We start from the raw sequence: 18,403 nt of genomic DNA, 5'->3' as shown, positions 1-18,403 counted from the left end.
CCCCAGGCCATCCGTTCGACAAGGGGAGGTAGTCATGCCAACTCCGAAGGCCGGTAACCCCATTGCGGGGCTACGAAGAAGGTAATGGGGGGGGGCTGGGGGTGTGGCGCGGGGGGCCCGCTGGGCTTGGGCTTGGGCGGTGGGGGTTGTGCCGGGGCCGCCTGTGGCTGGTTGCAGGAGATCGTGCGGGTGATGATGCGACCGGCCGGGGTGCGCTCGCGTTCGCGGCGCAGATAGCCGTGGGTCTCCAGCTCGCGCAGGGCGGCGGCGATACGGGTCGTTCCCTCGGGGAAGCGTGCGGCCAGCGTCTTGATGTCGGCGCGGGCCATCGGGGCGTGAGTGAGCGGGGTCCCGGACGTTGCCGACGGCATACGGGTGGGCCCGCCAGCGGGCGGGGCGGGGTGGGGTTTGGTGCGGTTCTTTCGCTCTCACGTTTTTTGGGGAAGGCGCCCGCGATGCCGGAGACCGAGAAAGCGGGTTCCGGTGGCGTGACGAAACGTGTTGCGGCATGAGCGGAAAGTGGCGGCAGGTGCTCGCTCTCGCGTCGTCGGCGCGCCCGGCCGGAGGCCCGGGGTTTGATCAACGTCACCCACCGGGTACGCTGCCCGGCTTCGATTGGCCAGGCTCGTGCCCCGTATGGCAGACTGTCGGGGTTGCTCGGTTGAGTGCCGATGCTGCGCGCCTCCCGCCGGGAGGACCGGAAGCGAGTCCCACAGTACTCGTCGCCCCATCTGCCGTAAGGCAGCGCTGGAGCGGACGTACGGGAATCTTCTGGGAAGCGTGGGCGGGGTGCTGACCAGGCGCCCGGTGGGGTTCTTCTCCCCGGCCAGCGGTCCTTGGGCCGCGATCCCACAGCAGTGGATTTCCTTCGGGAGATTTCGTTGGTGAGATCGCGACACGCCCGACCGCGTGGGTCGGTCAGAAGATGAGTAGAACACCAGGTTCCAGAGCGTTTCGAGAGACAGGACTACCAAGTAGCCATGGCGGGACAGAAGATCCGCATCCGGCTCAAGGCCTACGACCACGAGGTCATCGACTCTTCGGCGAAGAAGATCGTCGAGACGGTGACTCGCACTGGTGCGTCGGTCGCAGGCCCGGTGCCGCTGCCCACTGAGAAGAACGTGTACTGCGTCATCAAGTCGCCGCACAAGTACAAGGACTCGCGCGAGCACTTCGAGATGCGCACGCACAAGCGCCTGATCGACATCCTCGACCCGACGCCCAAGACCGTTGACTCGTTGATGCGCCTGGACCTTCCGGCCGGCGTCGACATCGAGATCAAGCTCTGAGAGGCGCGGACAGATGACTAAGCAGATCAAGGGCGTCCTGGGCGAGAAGCTCGGCATGACCCAGGTCTGGGACGAGAACAACCGTGTCGTCCCGGTCACCGTCGTCAAGGCCGGGCCCTGCGTCGTTACCCAGGTCCGTACGAATGACTCCGACGGCTACGAGTCGGTCCAGATCGCCTTCGGCGAGATCGACCCGCGCAAGGTGAACAAGCCCCTCAAGGGTCACTTCGCCAAGGCCGACGTGACTCCCCGCCGCCACCTGGTGGAGATCCGCACCCCTGACGCCAGCGAGTACACGCTGGGCCAGGAGGTGACTGCCGAGGTGTTCGAGTCCGGCGTCAAGGTTGACGTCACGGGCAAGAGCAAGGGCAAGGGCTTCGCCGGTGTCATGAAGCGTCACAACTTCAAGGGACTCGGCGCCGGTCACGGCACCCAGCGCAAGCACCGCTCTCCCGGTTCCATCGGTGGCTGTGCCACCCCGGGCCGTGTGTTCAAGGGCCTCCGCATGGCGGGCCGTATGGGCAACGAGCGGGTCACCACCCAGAACCTGACCGTTCACGCCGTTGACGCGGAGAAGGGCCTGCTCCTCATCAAGGGCGCAGTTCCCGGTCCGAACGGCGGCCTCGTCCTGGTCCGTACCGCGGCCAAGGGGGCTTGAGGAACCGATGAGCACCATTGACATCCTTTCGCCGGCAGGCGACAAGGCCGGGACCGTCGAGCTCCCCTCGGAGATTTTCGACGTAGAGAAGATCAGCATCCCGCTTCTCCACCAGGTCGTTGTCGCACAGCTGGCCGCTGCCCGACAGGGCACGCACAAGACCAAGCGCCGCGGTGAAGTCCGCGGTGGTGGTAAGAAGCCGTACCGCCAGAAGGGCACCGGCCGCGCGCGCCAGGGTTCGACCCGTGCGCCGCAGTTCGCAGGCGGTGGCGTCGTCCACGGCCCGCAGCCGCGTGACTACTCGCAGCGGACCCCGAAGAAGATGAAGGCCGCGGCCCTGCGCCACGCCCTCACCGACCGGGCCCGCAACGCTCGTATCCACGTTGTCACCAACGTGGTCGAGGGCGACATCTCCACCAAGGCCGCGAAGACGCTGATCGGCAAGGTCAGCGAGCGCAAGAACGTACTCCTGGTCATCGACCGGGCGGACGAGACTTCGCTGCTCTCCGCGCGCAACCTGCCCCAGGTGCACATCCTGGAGCCGGGCCAGCTGAACACGTACGACGTGCTCGTCTCGGACGACGTGGTCTTCACCAAGGCCGCTTTCGAGTCCTTCGTGTCTGGCCCCCAGGCCGTTGAGACCGAAGGGAGCGAAGCCTGATGGCTACGCGTCACCCGAGCATCGCCCCCAAGGCGGCCAAGGTCGCCAAGGCCGCGCGCCTCGCCAAGGCGAAGCGCCACGCCACCGAGGGCAAGAACACCGTTCAGACGCCGCTGAGCAAGAGCTTCACGGACCCCCGTGACGTCCTCGTCAAGCCGGTCGTCTCTGAGAAGAGCTACGCGCTCCTCGACGAGGGCAAGTACACCTTCGTCGTTGCGCCCGGCGCCAACAAGACCCAGATCAAGCAGGCCGTCGAGGCGGTCTTCTCGGTCAAGGTCACTGGGGTCAACACGATCAACCGCCAGGGCAAGCGCAAGCGCACCCGCACGGGGTTCGGTAAGCGCGCTGACACCAAGCGCGCGATCGTGACCCTTGCTGAGGGCGACCGTATCGACATCTTCGGCCAGGCCTCCTAACGGAGCGCCCTGGTCCGAATATCGGACGAGGACTGAGAAATGGGAATCCGCAAGTACAAGCCGACTACGCCGGGCCGTCGTGGCTCCAGCGTCGCCGACTTCGTCGAGGTAACGCGGTCCACGCCGGAGAAGTCGCTGGTCCGCCCGCTGCACAGCAAGGGCGGCCGTAACAACGCCGGTCGTGTGACCGTTCGCCACCAGGGTGGCGGACACAAGCGCGCCTACCGAGTGATCGACTTCCGTCGTCACGACAAGGACGGCGTGCCGGCGAAGGTCGCGCACATCGAGTACGACCCGAACCGCACCGCGCGCATCGCGCTCCTGCACTACGCGGACGGCGAGAAGCGCTACATCCTGGCCCCCCGCAACCTGTCGCAGGGTGACCGGGTCGAGAACGGACCGGGCGCGGACATCAAGCCGGGCAACAACCTGGCGCTCCGCAACATCCCGGTCGGTACGACCATCCACGCCATCGAGCTGCGGCCCGGCGGCGGCGCGAAGTTCGCCCGCTCCGCGGGTGCCTCCGTGCAGCTGCTGGCGAAGGAGGGCTCCATGGCCCACCTTCGTATGCCGTCCGGTGAGATCCGTCTGGTCGACGTCCGCTGCCGCGCCACGATTGGCGAGGTCGGCAACGCCGAGCAGTCGAACATCAACTGGGGCAAGGCCGGCCGTAAGCGCTGGCTTGGCGTTCGCCCGACCGTTCGCGGTGTGGCGATGAACCCGGTCGACCACCCGCACGGTGGTGGTGAAGGCAAGACTTCCGGTGGTCGCCACCCGGTCTCGCCGTGGGGTCAGAAGGAGGGTCGTACTCGTTCGCCGAAGAAGGCGAGCAACAAGTACATCGTCCGCCGCCGCAAGACGAACAAGAAGCGCTAGGAGCGGGTTTAGATGCCGCGCAGTCTCAAGAAGGGACCCTTCGTCGACGGACACCTCATCAAGAAGGTGGATGTCCAGAACGAAGCAGGTTCCAAGAACGTCATCAAGACCTGGTCCCGTCGCTCGATGATCGTCCCGGCCATGCTGGGCCACACGATCGCGGTGCACAACGGCAAGACCCACATCCCGGTGTTCGTCACCGAGGCGATGGTCGGCCACAAGCTCGGCGAGTTCTCGCCGACTCGCACCTTCCGCGGCCACGTCAAGGACGACCGGAAGTCGAAGCGCCGCTAGCGCGGGGTGGAACGACTATGACTTACACCGAAGGGACAACCATGGAAGCCAGGGCCCAGGCGCGGTACATCCGCGTCACGCCCATGAAGGCCCGCCGAGTGGTGGACCTCATCCGTGGCATGGATGCCACGGAGGCTCAGGCGGTCCTGCGTTTCGCCCCGCAGGCCGCGAGCGTGCCGGTTGGCAAGGTGCTTGACAGCGCCATCGCCAACGCTGCACACAACTACGACCACAGTGACGCCTCTTCGCTGGTCATCAGCGAGGCGTACGTGGATGAGGGCCCGACCCTGAAGCGGTTCCGTCCGCGTGCCCAGGGCCGTGCCTACCGGATCCGTAAGCGGACCAGCCACATCACCGTGGTCGTCAGCAGCAAGGAAGGAACCCGGTAATGGGCCAGAAGGTAAACCCGCACGGGTTCCGCCTCGGCATCACCACCGACTTCAAGTCGCGTTGGTACGCCGACAAGCTGTACAAGGACTACGTCAAGGAAGACGTCGCCATCCGTCGGATGATGACGTCCGGCATGGAGCGCGCCGGCATCTCGAAGGTTGAGATCGAGCGCACCCGTGACCGCGTGCGGGTGGACATCCACACCGCGCGTCCCGGCATCGTCATCGGCCGCCGTGGCGCCGAGGCCGACCGCATCCGCGGTGACCTCGAGAAGCTCACGGGCAAGCAGGTTCAGCTGAACATCCTCGAGGTCAAGAACCCCGAGGTCGACGCTCAGCTTGTCGCGCAGGCCGTTGCAGAGCAGCTGTCCTCCCGCGTCTCCTTCCGTCGCGCCATGCGTAAGAGCATGCAGTCGACGATGAAGGCCGGCGCCAAGGGCATCAAGATCCAGTGTGGTGGCCGTCTCGGCGGCGCCGAGATGTCTCGCTCGGAGTTCTACCGCGAGGGCCGTGTGCCCCTGCACACCCTCCGTGCGAACGTCGACTACGGCTTCTTCGAGGCCAAGACGACCTTCGGCCGTATCGGCGTGAAGGTCTGGATCTACAAGGGCGACGTCAAGAACATCGCCGAGGTCCGCGCCGAGAACGCCGCGGCCCGTGCGGGTAACCGCCCGGCCCGTGGTGGCGGCAACGACCGCCCGGCCCGTGGTGGCCGTGGTGGCGAGCGTGGCGGCCGCGGCCGCAAGCCGCAGCAGCAGTCCGCGCCGGCTGCCGAGGCCCCCAAGGCCGACGCTCCCGCCGCAGCTGCCGCTCCGGCTGAGAGCACCGGAACGGAGGCCTGACCGACATGCTGATCCCTCGTAGGGTCAAGCACCGCAAGCAGCACCACCCCAAGCGCAGCGGTATGTCAAAGGGTGGTACGCAGGTTGCGTTCGGCGAGTACGGGATTCAGGCCCTCACTCCGGCGTACGTGACCAACCGCCAGATCGAGGCGGCTCGTATCGCGATGACCCGCCACATCAAGCGTGGCGGCAAGGTCTGGATCAACATCTACCCGGACCGCCCGCTGACGAAGAAGCCCGCCGAGACCCGCATGGGTTCCGGTAAGGGTTCCCCCGAGTGGTGGGTCGCGAACGTCAAGCCCGGACGGGTGATGTTCGAGCTGTCCTACCCGAATGAGAAGACTGCGCGTGAGGCGCTTACCCGCGCTGCTCACAAGCTTCCGATGAAGTGCCGGATTGTTCGGCGCGAGGCAGGTGAGTCGTGATGTCGGCCGGTACCAAGGCGTCCGAGCTGCGCGAACTGGGTGACGAGGAGCTTCTCGCGAAGCTTCGCGAAGCCAAGGAAGAGCTGTTCAACCTCCGCTTCCAGGCGGCGACCGGTCAGCTCGAGAACCACGGGCGGCTCAAGGCCGTCCGCAAGGACATCGCGCGGATCTACACCCTGATGCGTGAGCGCGAGCTGGGCATCGAGACGGTGGAGAGCGCCTGATGAGCGAGAGCAACGTGACTGAGACCAAGAGCGACCGCGGATTCCGCAAGACCCGTGAGGGTCTGGTCGTCAGCGACAAGATGGACAAGACCGTCGTCGTCGCTGTCGAGGACCGCGTGAAGCACGCCCTGTACGGCAAGGTCATCCGCCGTACGAACAAGCTCAAGGCGCACGACGAGCAGAACGCTGCCGGCGTCGGCGACCGCGTCCTCCTGATGGAGACGCGTCCGCTGTCGGCGACCAAGCGCTGGCGCATCGTCGAGATCCTCGAGAAGGCCAAGTAAATCTCTGAGGGGTATCCCTCGGAGTTCGTTCCGCCAGGCTCGGTGAGCTCCGTGATTCGACTTACGGAGCTCGCCGGGAACCGGCAGACAATCAGGAGATAGACGTGATCCAGCAGGAGTCGCGACTTCGGATCGCCGACAACACGGGTGCGAAGGAAATTCTCACCATTCGTGTTCTCGGTGGCTCGGGTCGCCGCTACGCGGGTATCGGTGACGTCATCGTCGCCACCGTCAAGGACGCGATCCCCGGTGGCAACGTGAAGAAGGGTGACGTCGTCAAGGCCGTCATCGTTCGCACCGTCAAGGAGCGCCGCCGTCCCGACGGCTCGTACATCCGCTTCGACGAGAACGCCGCCGTCATTCTCAAGAACGACGGCGACCCTCGCGGCACCCGTATCTTCGGCCCGGTGGGCCGTGAGCTGCGCGAGAAGAAGTTCATGAAGATCATCTCGCTCGCGCCGGAGGTGCTGTAAGCATGAAGATCAAGAAGGGCGACCTGGTTCAGGTCATCACCGGTAAGGACAAGGGCAAGCAGGGCAAGGTCATTGCCGCTTACCCGCGCGACGAGCGCGTCCTGGTCGAGGGTGTCAACCGGGTCAAGAAGCACACGAAGGCCGGCCCGACCGCCAGCGGTTCGCAGGCCGGCGGCATCGTGACCACCGAAGCCCCTGTCCACGTCTCCAACGTCCAGCTGGTCGTGGAGAAGGACGGCAACAAGGTTGTCACGCGTGTCGGTTTCCGCTTCGACGATGACGGCAACAAGATCCGCGTTGCCAAGCGGACGGGTGAGGACATCTGATGACGACCACCACCAGCCCGCGTCTGAAGACGAAGTACCGCGAGGAGATCGCGGGCAAGCTGCAGGAAGAGTTCTCGTACGAGAACGTCATGCAGACCCCCGGCCTCGTCAAGATCGTGGTGAACATGGGTGTCGGCGACGCCGCCCGTGACTCCAAGCTCATGGACGGTGCCGTCCGTGACCTGACCACGATCACCGGTCAGAAGCCGGCCATCACCAAGGCCCGGAAGTCCATCGCGCAGTTCAAGCTGCGCGAGGGTCAGCCGATCGGCTGCCACGTCACGCTCCGTGGCGACCGCATGTGGGAGTTCCTGGACCGCACCCTGTCGCTCGCGCTTCCGCGCATCCGCGACTTCCGTGGTCTGTCCCCCAAGCAGTTCGACGGCCGTGGCAACTACACCTTCGGTCTCACGGAGCAGGTCATGTTCCACGAGATCGACCAGGACAAGATCGACCGCGTCCGGGGTATGGACATCACCGTGGTCACCACGGCGACCAACGACGCTGAGGGCCGTGCGCTCCTTCGTCACCTCGGCTTCCCCTTCAAGGAGGCGTAACCGAGATGGCGAAGAAGGCACTTATTGCCAAGGCTGCTCGTAAGCCCAAGTTCGGTGTGCGCGGCTACACCCGCTGCCAGCGCTGCGGCCGTCCGCACTCCGTGTACCGCAAGTTCGGCCTGTGCCGCGTCTGCCTTCGTGAGATGGCTCACCGTGGCGAGCTGCCGGGCGTGACCAAGAGCTCCTGGTAATTCCCCTCTGTCCTTAGGGACTTGGGAATTACTGGAGGCTCTCGGTAAGTATCTGGTCGGTAGGTGACCCGGCCCTCTATGCCTTAGGCTAGGAGGGTTGGGCGCCTGCCGCCCTGACCGACTTACTACGCCGTAGGTCCCCGCGCCGCACCCGTCCCGCCTCTGAGTGGGGAGAGGGATGGCGCAGATAGGAAACCACGGCGAGAGAGGCCGAAGGCCAATTCATGACCATGACTGATCCGATCGCGGACATGCTGACTCGTCTGCGTAACGCGAACTCGGCGTACCACGACACCGTGGCTATGCCGCACAGCAAGATCAAGTCTCACATCGCGGAGATCCTCCAGCAGGAGGGCTTCATCACGGGCTGGAAGACCGAGGACGCCGAGGTTGGCAAGAACCTCGTCCTCGAGCTGAAGTTCGGCCCGAACCGTGAGCGCTCCATTGCGGGCATCAAGCGGATCTCCAAGCCCGGTCTCCGGGTTTACGCGAAGTCCACCAGCCTGCCGAAGGTTCTGGGTGGCCTGGGAGTGGCGATCATCTCCACGTCCCACGGTCTCCTGACCGGCCAGCAGGCAGGCAAGAAGGGCGTAGGTGGGGAAGTCCTCGCCTACGTCTGGTAGTCGGGAACGGAGGAATAGCTAATGTCACGTATTGGCAAGCTCCCCATCACGGTTCCCGCCGGCGTGGACGTCACCATCGACGGCCGGACGGTCTCGGTTAAGGGTCCCAAGGGCTCCCTTTCCCACACCGTCGTCGCGCCGATCGACATCGCTAAGGGTGAGGACGGCGTCCTGAGCGTCACCCGCCCCAACGACGAGCGTCAGAACAAGGCCCTGCACGGCCTGTCCCGCACGCTGGTGGCGAACATGATCACCGGTGTGACCACGGGGTATGTGAAGAAGCTCGAGATCAGCGGTGTCGGTTACCGCGTGCTCGCGAAGGGCTCCAACCTGGAGTTCTCGCTGGGCTACAGCCACCCGATCCTGGTCGAGGCCCCTGAGGGCATCACCTTCAAGGTGGAGTCCGCGACCAAGCTTTCGGTCGAGGGCATCGACAAGCAGAAGGTCGGCGAGGTTGCGGCCAACATCCGCAAGCTCCGCAAGCCCGACCCGTACAAGGCCAAGGGTGTCAAGTACGAGGGCGAAGTCATCCGACGCAAGGTCGGAAAGGCAGGTAAGTAAGCCATGGCATACGGTGTGAAGATCGCCAAGGGTGACGCTTACAAGCGTGCCGCCAAGGCTCGCCGCCATATCCGCATCCGCAAGAACGTGTCGGGTACGGCGGAGCGTCCGCGCCTCGTCGTGACGCGCTCGAACCGCAACATCGTTGCTCAGGTCATCGACGACCTCAAGGGTCACACCCTTGCGTCGGCGTCGACCCTGGACACCACGATCCGCGGTGGCGAGGCTGACAAGTCCGCACAGGCCAAGCAGGTCGGCGCGCTCGTTGCCGAGCGTGCCAAGGCTGCGGGTGTCGAGACCGTCGTGTTCGACCGCGGTGGCAACAAGTACGCCGGGCGCATTGCCGCTCTGGCGGACGCCGCCCGCGAAGCCGGGCTGAAGTTCTAAGCCCCGGTTCCGGAGCTAGCGGACGTAACAGAGAGAGGTAATTCCAATGGCTGGACCCCAGCGCCGCGGGAGCGGTGCCGGTGGCGGCGAGCGGCGGGACCGGAAGGGTCGCGACGGTGGCGCCGCTGCCGAGAAGACCGCATACGTTGAGCGCGTTGTCGCGATCAACCGTGTCGCCAAGGTTGTCAAGGGTGGTCGCCGCTTCAGCTTCACCGCGCTGGTCGTGGTGGGCGACGGTGACGGCACCGTAGGTGTCGGATACGGCAAGGCCAAGGAAGTTCCCGCGGCCATCGCCAAGGGCGTTGAAGAGGCCAAGAAGAACTTCTTCAAGGTTCCGCGTATCCAGGGCACCATTCCGCACCCGATCACGGGCGAGAAGGCCGCGGGCGTCGTCCTGCTCAAGCCTGCTTCCCCCGGTACCGGTGTTATCGCCGGTGGCCCGGTGCGTGCGGTGCTCGAGTGCGCCGGCGTTCACGACATCCTGTCGAAGTCGCTCGGCTCGTCCAACGCGATCAACATCGTGCACGCGACCGTGACGGCCCTCAAGGGCCTGCAGCGTCCCGAGGAGATCGCGGCTCGCCGTGGTCTGCCCCTCGAGGACGTCGCCCCCGCGGCTCTGCTTCGTGCACGTGCGGGAGCGGGTGCGTAATGGCCCGTCTCAAGATCACGCAGACGAAGTCGTACATCGGCAGCAAGCAGAACCACCGCGACACGCTGCGTTCGCTCGGGCTCAAGCGCCTGAACGACGTCGTCGTCAAGGAAGACCGCCCCGAGTTCCGCGGAATGGCTAACACCGTCCGCCACCTCGTGACGGTTGAGGAGGTCGACTGACATGGCGGAGCAGAACCCGCTGAAGGTCCACAACCTCCGGCCCGCCCCGGGCGCCAAGACCGCCAAGACCCGTGTGGGTCGTGGTGAGGCGTCCAAGGGTAAGACCGCTGGTCGTGGTACCAAGGGCACCAAGGCCCGTTACCAGGTTCCGGAGCGCTTCGAGGGCGGGCAGATGCCCCTCCACATGCGCCTCCCGAAGCTCAAGGGCTTCAAGAACCCGTTCAAGACCGAGTTCCAGGTCGTGAACCTCGACAAGCTGAGCGCGCTGTTCCCGGAAGGGGGCGAGGTCACCGTAGAGGGTCTCGTCGCCAAGGGTGCGGTTCGCAAGAACAGCCTCGTCAAGGTCCTCGGCCAGGGTGAGGTCACCGTGGCGCTGCAGGTGACGGTTGACGCCGTCTCCGGCTCCGCCAAGGAGAAGATCACCGCCGCCGGCGGTACCGTCACCGAGCTCGTCTGAGCCCGATGATCTGAACGGCTTTAGCCGGGGGCGCCCACTAGGGTGCCCCCGGCTAAGTGTTTTCGCGGTCGAGCGACGTCCGTGGCTGGTGAACGCGCCTCAAAGTCTGGGTCGTTGCGGTGCATGCGAGTCACGAACGTCCTCTCGCTCGTCCCACCGGAGAGCCCTCACCGGGAGATAGCGCGAGAGGTGGCGGTGAGTCCTGCCGGTGAAAGCACCTCCTGACTACCTCTACAGCAATCAGGTCGATGGTTTTCACACAGGATCACATTCCCATCCCTGCGTAATGTACTGGTGACTACTTCAACGCACTCTTGGCGTTCTTGCTCCAGGTGTCACGCAGCTTGGCAAAGTTGTTCAAGCTGCTGGGATTCTTTTTGATGTAGCGGTTCTCGTAAGCCGACTCCACTGCGATGACTACATCGATGTATCGAACGCGTTTCTTGCAGTTCATATCGACTGCGGCAACTGCGATCTCATCTTTATCGGCGTTTCCGGTGTCACTGCTTTGCCAGCGTGGATCATTGACTGCCTCGGCCGGCGAAGAGTAGCGGTAGCCGTTTGAATCCATACATTCAGACCATTGAGAAATGATTCGCCGAACCCTGCTGTCCTTCTGTACTTGGACGGACAGAGATCGGCGGATCACGCTTATGTACGACTCGATCAGTCCTCTTGGGCTCGCATCAGCGACACGGGTGATGTCCATGCCGCTTTCGCTGAATTTACGAGGAGGGGACGCATTACGTGTGATCTGGCGTCCAGCCTCTCCATAGCAACCATCCTTCGGGACATCCTTCCCTTTGTAAGATGACGCCTTCCCGTCTAGCAGGTCTTGCTGAGTCTTGGATGAGGCCGCATCCCATTCGTCCCCTGTCGAGCTGTCTGATGGATTCGCGTAGCCGCTCTGGTTGGCATGGGGGAACAGGTAGAACTCGCTTCGGTTTGATTCCTCCTCGACTTTTCTGCTTTCTTTGAGAGGGTGATGGCGGTAGTCAAGGCCCTCTAGGCAATCATTGACGATCCTGACCTCGGCCCGCTTGAGGAGATGGTCCTGGGATGTACTGGGCGCGTACGCATCTAGCGGCCTCCCGAGAACAAGTTCCCCTGTGTCGACCTTCGGGATGCTCCCTACGCTGGGCTCGGCACTGCGGTGCGTTGCCTCAGGGGCGACAGCGGTTGAGCAACCTGCCACCAGCGCCAGGCTCGCGGCAGAAAAAAGGGTAACTTTTCTGAATTTCATGGTTCCAATGAGGTACTAACGAAGCCGAGTGTCGAGGAAGAAGCGGCGAATGAAGCAACCGACTGTTGCTTACGCTGCGAAAAAGCTGCGTGGTTTGATGCCGGACCTGGCATCAAACCACGCAGCGAAATCGTCTAGCAGCCGTACTTCTTGTAGGATGAGGCAACGTTGTTGTAGGCGCCGTTGAAGGGGCCGCTGAAGTTCCCCTTCGTTCCCTTTGAAATCTGGAGGCTAGCGCCTCGGTATTCGACGTTCACCCAGATCTTGTAGCCCTTACACGAGGTACGGGACCCCGCGATCCAGCCAGAGATGTCGTCGCCGATGTTTCCGGATCCGTTGTACCAGCTCTTGCCGTGGAAGTTCTTGTTGGGTGAGTTGAGGTCGTAGTAACCCTTGCTCTTGTCCTGCCCGTAGTCTTCGAAGACACAGAACTCCGTGCGAGAGCACTTTCCATTGCCGGTGATGACGCTTGCCGTTGCAGTCGGAGCGATGGATACGCCGATCGCGAGACTGGTGGCAAATGCTGTAGCAATTACAGCGACTGAGCGCTTAATGCTCATCTGTAAACCCCCTGGTTTTGCCGAGAGAGTGGCCTTTTTTCGGTCTGCCACCCCTTCAGCTTGCTGGTCGCAGCAGAGTGAAATGCCGCTGTCTCAACCTAAGAGTCCACTGTGAGTTGGGTCAAGCAGTTTTGGGGGCGGAGATCTTTTGACGTGCCTCTGCCTGCAGTGAGCGAGTATTTTATAGACAATGGGTAGACATGCCCAAAAAGGCTAGTTTTCGGATGTGTTTCTGTTGGAAATTAAATCAATTTTGGCACACGTGGATGTTGCGTAATCTTCATCGGTTACGTGATCCCTGAAAAACTTTCTACCCTCCGGCGCGCCGGGTTGAAGTCAAGGAGGGGCGCGGGTATTCGCGCTCTGAATTTCCTTCCGGGTTGGACTTGGGGTCTGCCGCGTGGCCGTAACGATGGGACGCTGGGCAGGTGGCTAGCTGAAGCGGCTGAGGGTGGCGCTGCTCGCGCCCCAAGCGCACTTCGGGGCACGCCTGGCGATGCCGGCGAGAGGGATGAGCTCTGGGTGGCCTGAGGCTGGCAGAGCCGGTTCGTTCCGAGCGGCGGCGTCTCGGCTCGAAGTTCAGGGTCAAGTCATCCCCTTGTAGGCGTGCGAAGAGCATGAACCCCGCTCCCGCAGCCCCAGTCGGCCGTTGGTGCAGTTCAACGGCCACGGCATGGATGGGATTCGGTCATCGTTCGACGCACTCATCTGTGCGATGCCCTGCCCGGACTGATGAAGCTGAGCATCAAAGGGTTGTGGCAGTTTGGGCAGGACCACCACGCCTCGTACCTTGGTGCATATGGTGGGGCTGTCGGCTCGAACTCGCCGACGGGCGTGGAGAGACGGGGTGCGGGCAGTCAGAAGTTCGCGTGCGAAGTCTGGCTAGATCATCTTTCCGCCACGACGTAGGTGTCGCTAAGCTATGCCCGCTGGTGCCCAGTGGTGTGTTGGGGTGCCGTACCCTCGTTCCGCAAGCCATCATCCCTTAGGACCGTCACCTCACGCGCCGATACGCGGGGGTCGCAGGAGGCACCGTGCTCACCGCGTTCGCCCGGGCGTTCAAGACACCTGACCTGCGTAAAAAGTTGCTCTTTACGCTCGGTATCATCGTGATCTACCGAATCGGGACACATGTTCCGATTCCCGGCGTCAATTACCAGAACGTCCAGAAGTGCATCGACGTAAACAGCACTAACCAGGGCCTGTTTGGCCTGGTGAACATGATGAGTGGTGGCGCGCTCCTGCAGATCACGATCTTCGCGCTCGGGATCATGCCGTACATCACGGCGAGCATCATCCTGCAGCTGCTGACCGTGGTGATCCCGCGGCTCGAGGCCCTCAAGAAGGAGGGGCAGGCCGGCACGGCGAAGATCACGCAGTACACGCGTTATCTCACCGTCGCGCTCGCGATCCTCCAGGGGACCGGCCTCGTGGCCACGGCTCGTACGGGCTCGCTGTTCTCCGGCTGCCCCGTCGCCACGGAGATCGTGCCGGACCAGTCCATCTTCGTGACCGTCACCATGGTCATCACGATGACCGCCGGTACGGCCTGCGTGATGTGGCTCGGTGAGCTCATCACCGACCGCGGCATCGGCAACGGCATGTCGATCCTGATGTTCATCTCGATCGCCGCGACGTTCCCGAGCGCCCTGTGGGCCATCAAGAAGCAGGGTTCGCTCGCCGGTGGCTGGATCGAGTTCGGCACCGTCATCGCGGTCGGTCTCGTCATGGTCGGTCTGGTCGTCTTCGTGGAGCAGGCTCAGCGCCGCATTCCCGTCCAGTACGCGAAGCGAATGATCGGCCGCCGTTCCTACGGCGGTACGTCGACGTACATTCCGCTGAAGGTCAATCAGGCGGGCATCATCCCTGTGATCTTCGCCTCTTCGCTGCTCTACATCCCCGCTCTCGTCGCCCAGTTCGCGGGTGGCAACTCGGGATGGAAGCAGTGGATCGAGGCGAACCTGACCAAGGGCGACCACCCGATCTACATCGCGACGTACTTCTTGTTGATCGTGTTCTTCGCCTTCTTCTACGTGGCTATCTCGTTCAACCCCGAGGAAGTCGCGGACAACATGAAGAAGTATGGTGGCTTCATCCCGGGCATCCGGGCTGGCCGTCCGACCGCTGAGTACCTGAGTTACGTACTCAACCGGATCACGTGGCCGGGCTCGCTGTATCTGGGTCTGATCGCTCTCGTACCGACGATGGCGTTGGTGGGCTTCGGCGCGAACCAGAACTTCCCGTTCGGCGGGACAAGCATCCTGATCATCGTGGGTGTGGGTCTGGAGACCGTGAAGCAGATCGAGAGCCAGCTCCAGCAGCGCAATTACGAAGGGTTCCTCCGCTGATGCGAATCGTCCTCGTCGGGCCGCCCGGGGCGGGCAAGGGAACGCAGGCCGCGTTTCTCGCCAAGAACCTGTCGATCCCGCACATCTCCACGGGCGACCTCTTCCGTGCCAACATCAGCCAGGGCACGGAGCTCGGCAAGCGCGCGAAGGCGTTCATCACCGAGGGCAACCTGGTTCCCGACGAGGTCACCATCGGCATGGCCCACGACCGCATGCTGCAGCCGGACGCCGAGAACGGCTTCCTGCTCGACGGCTTCCCGCGGAACGTGTCGCAGGCCGAGGCCCTGGACGAGTTGCTCAAGACGGACGGCCAGAAGCTCGACGCGGTGCTCGACCTCGAGGTCCCCGAGGACGAGGTGGTCGAGCGCATCGCCGGCCGCCGCATCTGCCGGAACGATTCCAGCCACGTCTTCCACGTGACGTACAGCAAGCCGAAGGTCGAGGGTGTCTGCGACATCTGCGGCGGCGAGCTCTACACGCGCGGTGACGACCAGGAAGAGACCGTGCGCAAGCGGCTCGACGTGTACCACCGTGAGACCGAGCCGATCATCGACCACTACAAGGCCCAGGGCCTGGTGGTCACGATCTCTGCGCTCGGCAAGGTGGACGAGGTCACCAAGCGTGCGATGGACGCGATCAAGGGCGACAAGTAGCCCGTACGCGGTCCAGTACGCTGTTTCGGCCGCGGTGCCCTTCGGGGGACCGCGGCCGTAGTGTTGTGTACGTCGCGGTTACGTACGTAGCCGGTTGTCGGACGGATGACGGAGAGCGGAAGCCCCATGGTGCAGATCAAGACCCCCGAGCAGATCGCGAAGATGCGTGAGGCGGGCCTTGTCGTCGCCGCGGTTCACGCCGCCACGCGCGAGGCGGCGGTGCCGGGTGCCACCACGAAGGACCTGGACGACGTCGCCCGCAAGGTGATCGCCGAGCACGGCGCGAAGTCGAACTTCCTCGGGTACGGCGGCTTCCCCGCCACGATCTGCACCTCGGTCAACGAGGTCGTCGTGCACGGCATCCCGGACGACAAGACCGTCCTGAAGGACGGCGACATCATCTCCATCGACGCGGGCGCCATCATCGACGGCTGGCACGGCGACGCCGCCTACACCGCGTTCGTGGGCACCGGTCACGCTCCGGAGCTGATCGAGCTCTCCCGGGTGACCGAGGAGTCGATGTGGGCCGGGCTCGCCGCCATGAAGCAGGGCAACCGGCTCGTCGACATCTCCCGCGCCATCGAGTCGTACATCCGCCGCCAGCCGAAGCCCGGCGGCGGAAAGTACGGCATCGTCGAGGACTACGGCGGCCACGGCATCGGCACCGAGATGCACATGGACCCCCACCTCCTGAACTACGTCGAGCGCCGCCGCGGCAAGGGCCCCAAGCTCGTCCCCGGCTTCTGCCTGGCCATCGAGCCCATGGTCTCCCTCGGCACGCCCCGCACGGAGGTCCTGGAGGACGACTGGACGGTCATCACTACGGACGGCACCTGGTCCTCGCACTGGGAGCACTCCATCGCGCTGACGGAGGAGGGGCCGATCGTGCTGACGGCTCCTGACTGCGGCAAGGCGAAGCTTGCGGAGTACGGGGTCGCTACGGCTCCCGATCCGTTGGGCAAGTGACCCCCTTGCTTAAGGATCTTGTTCGTGGGGCATTCTTCCTCGATTCGTCTTTCCGGGTGGCCTGACGTAGACTGACTCGTCGGCTCTCGTGCATCCGTGTGCCTGCATGCGGCGTACGAAGTCGATCAAGGTAGTCGATTCGAAGGGCAAAGCGTGGCCAAGAAGCAAGGTGCCATCGAGATCGAGGGCACTGTCGTTGAGTCTCTTCCGAACGCCATGTTCAAGGTTGAGCTCCAGAACGGCCACCAGGTCCTGGCACACATCAGCGGCAAGATGCGTATGCACTACATCCGCATCCTCCCTGACGACCGGGTCGTGGTGGAGTTGTCTCCTTACGACCTGACCCGTGGCCGGATCGTCTACCGGTACAAGTAGATCTTGCCCGCACCTCATTCCCGTGGGGTGTGGCACTGACCCGGAGAACCTCACCAATGAAGGTCAAGCCGAGCGTCAAGAAGATCTGCGACAAGTGCAGGGTGATCCGCCGTCACGGCCGGGTCATGGTTATCTGCGACAACCCGCGCCACAAGCAGCGCCAGGGCTGACGCACGACTGCAGTTCGCAGATTTTCGCGCGACGCACGTAAGCACATGTGCAGGACCCGTCCCTCTTCAGTGATGGAGGGCGACACCCCCGGTCGGAGGCCGGGGACCCAGGATGTACCTCGTACGGCACCTGGGAACGGTCCTGCTGAAGACCTCCGAAAATCAACAGGAGCCTTGAATGGCACGCCTTGAAGGTGTTGACCTCCCGCGCGAAAAGCGCGTCGAGGTTGCCCTCACGTACGTGTTCGGCATTGGCCGCACGCTGTCCCAGCAGACGCTGGACGCCACCGGTGTGGACCGCAACACCCGTGTTCGTGATCTGTCCGAAGAGGACCTGATCAAGATCCGCGAGTACGTGGACGCCAACCTCCAGACCGAGGGTGACCTCCGCCGCGAGATCCAGGCCGACATCCGCCGCAAGGTCGAGATCGGCTGCTACCAGGGCGTTCGTCACCGTCGTGGCCTGCCCGTCCGCGGTCAGCGCACCAGCACCAACGCCCGCACCCGCAAGGGCCCGCGTCGCGCCATCGCCGGTAAGAAGAAGCCGGGCAAGAAGTAGTCCTCAGCGGTCGATCGACAGCTGTCGCTGCAGGACCGACCACCTCGCGTAGGAGTTAATAGATGCCCCCCAAGGGTCGTCAGGGCGCTGCCAAGAAGGTGCGCCGCAAGGAAAAGAAGAACGTCGCTCACGGGCACGCCCACATCAAGAGCACGTTCAACAACACGATCGTCTCGATCACGGACCCCACGGGCAACGTGATCAGCTGGGCCTCCGCCGGCCACGTCGGCTTCAAGGGCTCGCGCAAGTCGACTCCGTTCGCCGCGCAGATGGCCGCCGAGTCGGCCGCGCGTCGCGCCCAGGAGCACGGCATGCGCAAGGTTGACGTCTTCGTCAAGGGTCCCGGCTCCGGCCGTGAGACCGCGATCCGCTCCCTCCAGGCCACGGGCCTCGAGGTCGGTTCGATCCAGGACGTCACCCCCACGCCGCACAACGGCTGCCGTCCCCCCAAGCGCAGGCGCGTCTGACCCCAGGTGCGTTACGCATCTGTGGTGACGGCCGTCATTCGGCTTGAAGGGCTTCGGGCGGCCCGCCTCTTTTCAGGCGGGTCGCCCGTACCCTTGTAACAACATCAGGGCATCAAATAGTGGGTGCCCCTGACTGAAGGAATCACTTCATGCTGATCGCTCAGCGCCCCTCGTTGACCGAAGAGGTCGTCGACGAATTCCGCTCCCGGTTCGTGATCGAGCCGCTGGAGCCGGGCTTCGGTTACACCCTCGGCAACTCCCTGCGTCGGACCCTTCTCTCCTCGATCCCGGGTGCGGC

The 18,403-nt window shown here is 63.9% G+C and carries 30 protein-coding genes and 2 pseudogenes; 29 read left to right on the top strand and 3 right to left on the bottom strand.

Translation table 11 applies throughout. From position 1 onward, the window contains the following. Positions 1-92 precede the first annotated feature (92 nt). Positions 93-371, bottom strand: a pseudogene (locus ACZ5CR_RS43130) (helix-turn-helix domain-containing protein); the annotation flags it as partial. A 609-nt stretch (positions 372-980) separates the two neighbouring features. Here ACZ5CR_RS43130 and rpsJ point away from each other — a divergent pair. From rpsJ to rplO, 21 genes are all read left to right on the top strand, one after another. Next, positions 981-1,289, top strand: a complete 309-nt coding sequence (gene rpsJ, locus ACZ5CR_RS43125) for a 30S ribosomal protein S10 (protein ID WP_003948644.1) — start codon at positions 981-983, stop codon at positions 1,287-1,289. A gap of 13 nt (positions 1,290-1,302) precedes the next feature. Then, entirely contained in the window at positions 1,303-1,947 is a 645-nt protein-coding gene (gene rplC, locus ACZ5CR_RS43120; protein ID WP_361182338.1) for a 50S ribosomal protein L3, read from the top strand. Positions 1,948-1,954: 7 nt separating this feature from the next. Next, positions 1,955-2,608 carry a 50S ribosomal protein L4 gene (gene rplD / locus ACZ5CR_RS43115; RefSeq protein WP_468868527.1) on the top strand — a complete coding sequence of 218 codons (654 nt, stop codon included), beginning with the start codon at positions 1,955-1,957 and terminating at the stop codon, positions 2,606-2,608. After that, positions 2,608-3,024, top strand: coding sequence for a 50S ribosomal protein L23 (gene rplW, locus ACZ5CR_RS43110; RefSeq protein WP_389904343.1), 417 nt, complete (start codon positions 2,608-2,610; stop codon positions 3,022-3,024). Before rplD ends, rplW begins: the two co-directional genes overlap by 1 nt. Positions 3,025-3,063: 39 nt before the next feature. Beyond that, on the top strand, positions 3,064-3,900 hold the full coding sequence (rplB, locus tag ACZ5CR_RS43105; RefSeq protein WP_160506661.1) for a 50S ribosomal protein L2: 837 nt from the start codon (positions 3,064-3,066) through the stop codon (positions 3,898-3,900). A 12-nt stretch (positions 3,901-3,912) separates the two neighbouring features. Further along, on the top strand, positions 3,913-4,194 hold the full coding sequence (gene rpsS, locus ACZ5CR_RS43100; RefSeq protein ID WP_160506662.1) for a 30S ribosomal protein S19: 282 nt from the start codon (positions 3,913-3,915) through the stop codon (positions 4,192-4,194). Between the two features lie 41 nt (positions 4,195-4,235). Then, a complete protein-coding gene (gene rplV, locus ACZ5CR_RS43095; protein WP_016645177.1) occupies positions 4,236-4,583 on the top strand; it encodes a 50S ribosomal protein L22 in 348 nt (115 codons plus the stop codon). Then, a complete protein-coding gene (rpsC, locus tag ACZ5CR_RS43090) occupies positions 4,583-5,425 on the top strand; it encodes a 30S ribosomal protein S3 (RefSeq protein ID WP_160506663.1) in 843 nt (280 codons plus the stop codon). The genes rplV and rpsC overlap by 1 nt, the downstream gene beginning before the upstream one ends. Positions 5,426-5,430: 5 nt before the next feature. Continuing rightward, positions 5,431-5,850 (top strand): 50S ribosomal protein L16, encoded by a 420-nt coding sequence (gene rplP, locus ACZ5CR_RS43085; RefSeq protein ID WP_135332557.1) that lies wholly within the window; start codon positions 5,431-5,433, stop codon positions 5,848-5,850. Further along, a complete protein-coding gene (rpmC, locus tag ACZ5CR_RS43080) occupies positions 5,850-6,074 on the top strand; it encodes a 50S ribosomal protein L29 (RefSeq protein ID WP_003998824.1) in 225 nt (74 codons plus the stop codon). Before rplP ends, rpmC begins: the two co-directional genes overlap by 1 nt. Further along, entirely contained in the window at positions 6,074-6,358 is a 285-nt protein-coding gene (gene rpsQ, locus ACZ5CR_RS43075; protein ID WP_361837218.1) for a 30S ribosomal protein S17, read from the top strand. The genes rpmC and rpsQ overlap by 1 nt, the downstream gene beginning before the upstream one ends. 104 nt (positions 6,359-6,462) lie before the next feature. Then, positions 6,463-6,831, top strand: coding sequence for a 50S ribosomal protein L14 (rplN, locus tag ACZ5CR_RS43070; RefSeq protein ID WP_073768975.1), 369 nt, complete (start codon positions 6,463-6,465; stop codon positions 6,829-6,831). Between the two features lie 2 nt (positions 6,832-6,833). Then, positions 6,834-7,157, top strand: a complete 324-nt coding sequence (gene rplX, locus ACZ5CR_RS43065; protein ID WP_160506664.1) for a 50S ribosomal protein L24 — start codon at positions 6,834-6,836, stop codon at positions 7,155-7,157. Further along, positions 7,157-7,714, top strand: a complete 558-nt coding sequence (rplE, locus tag ACZ5CR_RS43060; protein WP_344522014.1) for a 50S ribosomal protein L5 — start codon at positions 7,157-7,159, stop codon at positions 7,712-7,714. The genes rplX and rplE overlap by 1 nt, the downstream gene beginning before the upstream one ends. A 5-nt stretch (positions 7,715-7,719) precedes the next feature. Beyond that, positions 7,720-7,905: a type Z 30S ribosomal protein S14 gene (locus ACZ5CR_RS43055; RefSeq protein WP_003948630.1), complete on the top strand. Its 186-nt coding sequence runs from the start codon at positions 7,720-7,722 to the stop codon at positions 7,903-7,905. A gap of 224 nt (positions 7,906-8,129) precedes the next feature. Then, positions 8,130-8,528: a 30S ribosomal protein S8 gene (gene rpsH, locus ACZ5CR_RS43050; RefSeq protein WP_389904341.1), complete on the top strand. Its 399-nt coding sequence runs from the start codon at positions 8,130-8,132 to the stop codon at positions 8,526-8,528. Positions 8,529-8,549: 21 nt separating this feature from the next. Next, on the top strand, positions 8,550-9,089 hold the full coding sequence (rplF, locus tag ACZ5CR_RS43045) for a 50S ribosomal protein L6 (protein WP_249588331.1): 540 nt from the start codon (positions 8,550-8,552) through the stop codon (positions 9,087-9,089). Between the two features lie 3 nt (positions 9,090-9,092). Beyond that, entirely contained in the window at positions 9,093-9,476 is a 384-nt protein-coding gene (rplR, locus tag ACZ5CR_RS43040) for a 50S ribosomal protein L18 (protein ID WP_344522013.1), read from the top strand. 46 nt (positions 9,477-9,522) lie between these two features. Then, positions 9,523-10,125 carry a 30S ribosomal protein S5 gene (gene rpsE, locus ACZ5CR_RS43035; RefSeq protein ID WP_381190757.1) on the top strand — a complete coding sequence of 201 codons (603 nt, stop codon included), beginning with the start codon at positions 9,523-9,525 and terminating at the stop codon, positions 10,123-10,125. Continuing rightward, complete coding sequence (rpmD, locus tag ACZ5CR_RS43030) at positions 10,125-10,307, top strand: 50S ribosomal protein L30 (protein WP_041985698.1); 183 nt, start codon at positions 10,125-10,127, stop codon at positions 10,305-10,307. The genes rpsE and rpmD overlap by 1 nt, the downstream gene beginning before the upstream one ends. Before the next feature lies 1 nt (position 10,308). Continuing rightward, positions 10,309-10,764 carry a 50S ribosomal protein L15 gene (rplO, locus tag ACZ5CR_RS43025; RefSeq protein ID WP_249588330.1) on the top strand — a complete coding sequence of 152 codons (456 nt, stop codon included), beginning with the start codon at positions 10,309-10,311 and terminating at the stop codon, positions 10,762-10,764. Positions 10,765-11,062: 298 nt separating this feature from the next. On the opposite strand, the gene ACZ5CR_RS43020 is transcribed toward rplO, so the two are convergent. Beyond that, positions 11,063-12,007 (bottom strand): hypothetical protein, encoded by a 945-nt coding sequence (locus ACZ5CR_RS43020; protein WP_468868516.1) that lies wholly within the window; start codon positions 12,005-12,007, stop codon positions 11,063-11,065. A 134-nt stretch (positions 12,008-12,141) separates the two neighbouring features. Beyond that, positions 12,142-12,618, bottom strand: coding sequence for a hypothetical protein (locus ACZ5CR_RS43015; RefSeq protein WP_468868511.1), 477 nt, complete (start codon positions 12,616-12,618; stop codon positions 12,142-12,144). 983 nt (positions 12,619-13,601) lie between these two features. On the opposite strand from ACZ5CR_RS43015, the gene secY reads away from it, so the two are divergent. From secY to ACZ5CR_RS42975, 8 genes and pseudogenes are all read left to right on the top strand, one after another. Then, positions 13,602-14,915, top strand: a complete 1,314-nt coding sequence (gene secY, locus ACZ5CR_RS43010; RefSeq protein ID WP_468868506.1) for a preprotein translocase subunit SecY — start codon at positions 13,602-13,604, stop codon at positions 14,913-14,915. Then, positions 14,915-15,568 (top strand): adenylate kinase, encoded by a 654-nt coding sequence (locus tag ACZ5CR_RS43005; protein ID WP_468868500.1) that lies wholly within the window; start codon positions 14,915-14,917, stop codon positions 15,566-15,568. The genes secY and ACZ5CR_RS43005 overlap by 1 nt, the downstream gene beginning before the upstream one ends. A 126-nt stretch (positions 15,569-15,694) precedes the next feature. Continuing rightward, complete coding sequence (gene map / locus ACZ5CR_RS43000) at positions 15,695-16,534, top strand: type I methionyl aminopeptidase (protein WP_468868498.1); 840 nt, start codon at positions 15,695-15,697, stop codon at positions 16,532-16,534. A gap of 153 nt (positions 16,535-16,687) precedes the next feature. Then, a complete protein-coding gene (infA, locus tag ACZ5CR_RS42995) occupies positions 16,688-16,909 on the top strand; it encodes a translation initiation factor IF-1 (protein WP_003948620.1) in 222 nt (73 codons plus the stop codon). 56 nt (positions 16,910-16,965) lie between these two features. Beyond that, the gene (gene rpmJ / locus ACZ5CR_RS42990) at positions 16,966-17,079 is read left to right on the top strand and encodes a 50S ribosomal protein L36 (protein WP_003974245.1); all 114 of its coding nucleotides are present in this window, start codon (positions 16,966-16,968) and stop codon (positions 17,077-17,079) included. Between the two features lie 178 nt (positions 17,080-17,257). Next, the gene (rpsM, locus tag ACZ5CR_RS42985; protein ID WP_383275917.1) at positions 17,258-17,638 is read left to right on the top strand and encodes a 30S ribosomal protein S13; all 381 of its coding nucleotides are present in this window, start codon (positions 17,258-17,260) and stop codon (positions 17,636-17,638) included. A 62-nt stretch (positions 17,639-17,700) separates the two neighbouring features. Continuing rightward, positions 17,701-18,105 (top strand): 30S ribosomal protein S11, encoded by a 405-nt coding sequence (gene rpsK / locus ACZ5CR_RS42980; RefSeq protein ID WP_003948617.1) that lies wholly within the window; start codon positions 17,701-17,703, stop codon positions 18,103-18,105. Positions 18,106-18,254: 149 nt separating this feature from the next. Next, a pseudogene (locus tag ACZ5CR_RS42975) lies at positions 18,255-18,403 on the top strand (DNA-directed RNA polymerase subunit alpha); the annotation flags it as partial.

The organism is Streptomyces sp. NPDC031274 (assembly GCF_055570235.1).
This window is presented reverse-complemented; position numbering and strand designations above follow the sequence as displayed.

Coding starts and splice junctions, on each gene's coding strand:
- rpsH (WP_389904341.1), top strand. CDS start 8,130: ATGACCATGACTGATCCGATCGCGGACATGCTGACTCGTCTGCGTAAC.
- rplF (WP_249588331.1), top strand. CDS start 8,550: ATGTCACGTATTGGCAAGCTCCCCATCACGGTTCCCGCCGGCGTGGAC.
- ACZ5CR_RS43005 (WP_468868500.1), top strand. CDS start 14,915: ATGCGAATCGTCCTCGTCGGGCCGCCCGGGGCGGGCAAGGGAACGCAG.
- rplB (WP_160506661.1), top strand. CDS start 3,064: ATGGGAATCCGCAAGTACAAGCCGACTACGCCGGGCCGTCGTGGCTCC.
- rpsE (WP_381190757.1), top strand. CDS start 9,523: ATGGCTGGACCCCAGCGCCGCGGGAGCGGTGCCGGTGGCGGCGAGCGG.
- rplC (WP_361182338.1), top strand. CDS start 1,303: ATGACTAAGCAGATCAAGGGCGTCCTGGGCGAGAAGCTCGGCATGACC.
- rpsM (WP_383275917.1), top strand. CDS start 17,258: ATGGCACGCCTTGAAGGTGTTGACCTCCCGCGCGAAAAGCGCGTCGAG.
- ACZ5CR_RS43020 (WP_468868516.1), bottom strand. CDS start 12,007: ATGAAATTCAGAAAAGTTACCCTTTTTTCTGCCGCGAGCCTGGCGCTG.
- rplW (WP_389904343.1), top strand. CDS start 2,608: ATGGCTACGCGTCACCCGAGCATCGCCCCCAAGGCGGCCAAGGTCGCC.
- rplO (WP_249588330.1), top strand. CDS start 10,309: ATGGCGGAGCAGAACCCGCTGAAGGTCCACAACCTCCGGCCCGCCCCG.
- rplE (WP_344522014.1), top strand. CDS start 7,157: ATGACGACCACCACCAGCCCGCGTCTGAAGACGAAGTACCGCGAGGAG.
- rpmC (WP_003998824.1), top strand. CDS start 5,850: ATGTCGGCCGGTACCAAGGCGTCCGAGCTGCGCGAACTGGGTGACGAG.
- rpsK (WP_003948617.1), top strand. CDS start 17,701: ATGCCCCCCAAGGGTCGTCAGGGCGCTGCCAAGAAGGTGCGCCGCAAG.
- rplV (WP_016645177.1), top strand. CDS start 4,236: ATGGAAGCCAGGGCCCAGGCGCGGTACATCCGCGTCACGCCCATGAAG.
- rpsC (WP_160506663.1), top strand. CDS start 4,583: ATGGGCCAGAAGGTAAACCCGCACGGGTTCCGCCTCGGCATCACCACC.
- map (WP_468868498.1), top strand. CDS start 15,695: ATGGTGCAGATCAAGACCCCCGAGCAGATCGCGAAGATGCGTGAGGCG.
- rplX (WP_160506664.1), top strand. CDS start 6,834: ATGAAGATCAAGAAGGGCGACCTGGTTCAGGTCATCACCGGTAAGGAC.
- rpsS (WP_160506662.1), top strand. CDS start 3,913: ATGCCGCGCAGTCTCAAGAAGGGACCCTTCGTCGACGGACACCTCATC.
- rpmD (WP_041985698.1), top strand. CDS start 10,125: ATGGCCCGTCTCAAGATCACGCAGACGAAGTCGTACATCGGCAGCAAG.
- rpsJ (WP_003948644.1), top strand. CDS start 981: ATGGCGGGACAGAAGATCCGCATCCGGCTCAAGGCCTACGACCACGAG.
- rpsQ (WP_361837218.1), top strand. CDS start 6,074: ATGAGCGAGAGCAACGTGACTGAGACCAAGAGCGACCGCGGATTCCGC.
- rplR (WP_344522013.1), top strand. CDS start 9,093: ATGGCATACGGTGTGAAGATCGCCAAGGGTGACGCTTACAAGCGTGCC.
- rpmJ (WP_003974245.1), top strand. CDS start 16,966: ATGAAGGTCAAGCCGAGCGTCAAGAAGATCTGCGACAAGTGCAGGGTG.
- ACZ5CR_RS43055 (WP_003948630.1), top strand. CDS start 7,720: ATGGCGAAGAAGGCACTTATTGCCAAGGCTGCTCGTAAGCCCAAGTTC.
- rplP (WP_135332557.1), top strand. CDS start 5,431: ATGCTGATCCCTCGTAGGGTCAAGCACCGCAAGCAGCACCACCCCAAG.
- rplD (WP_468868527.1), top strand. CDS start 1,955: ATGAGCACCATTGACATCCTTTCGCCGGCAGGCGACAAGGCCGGGACC.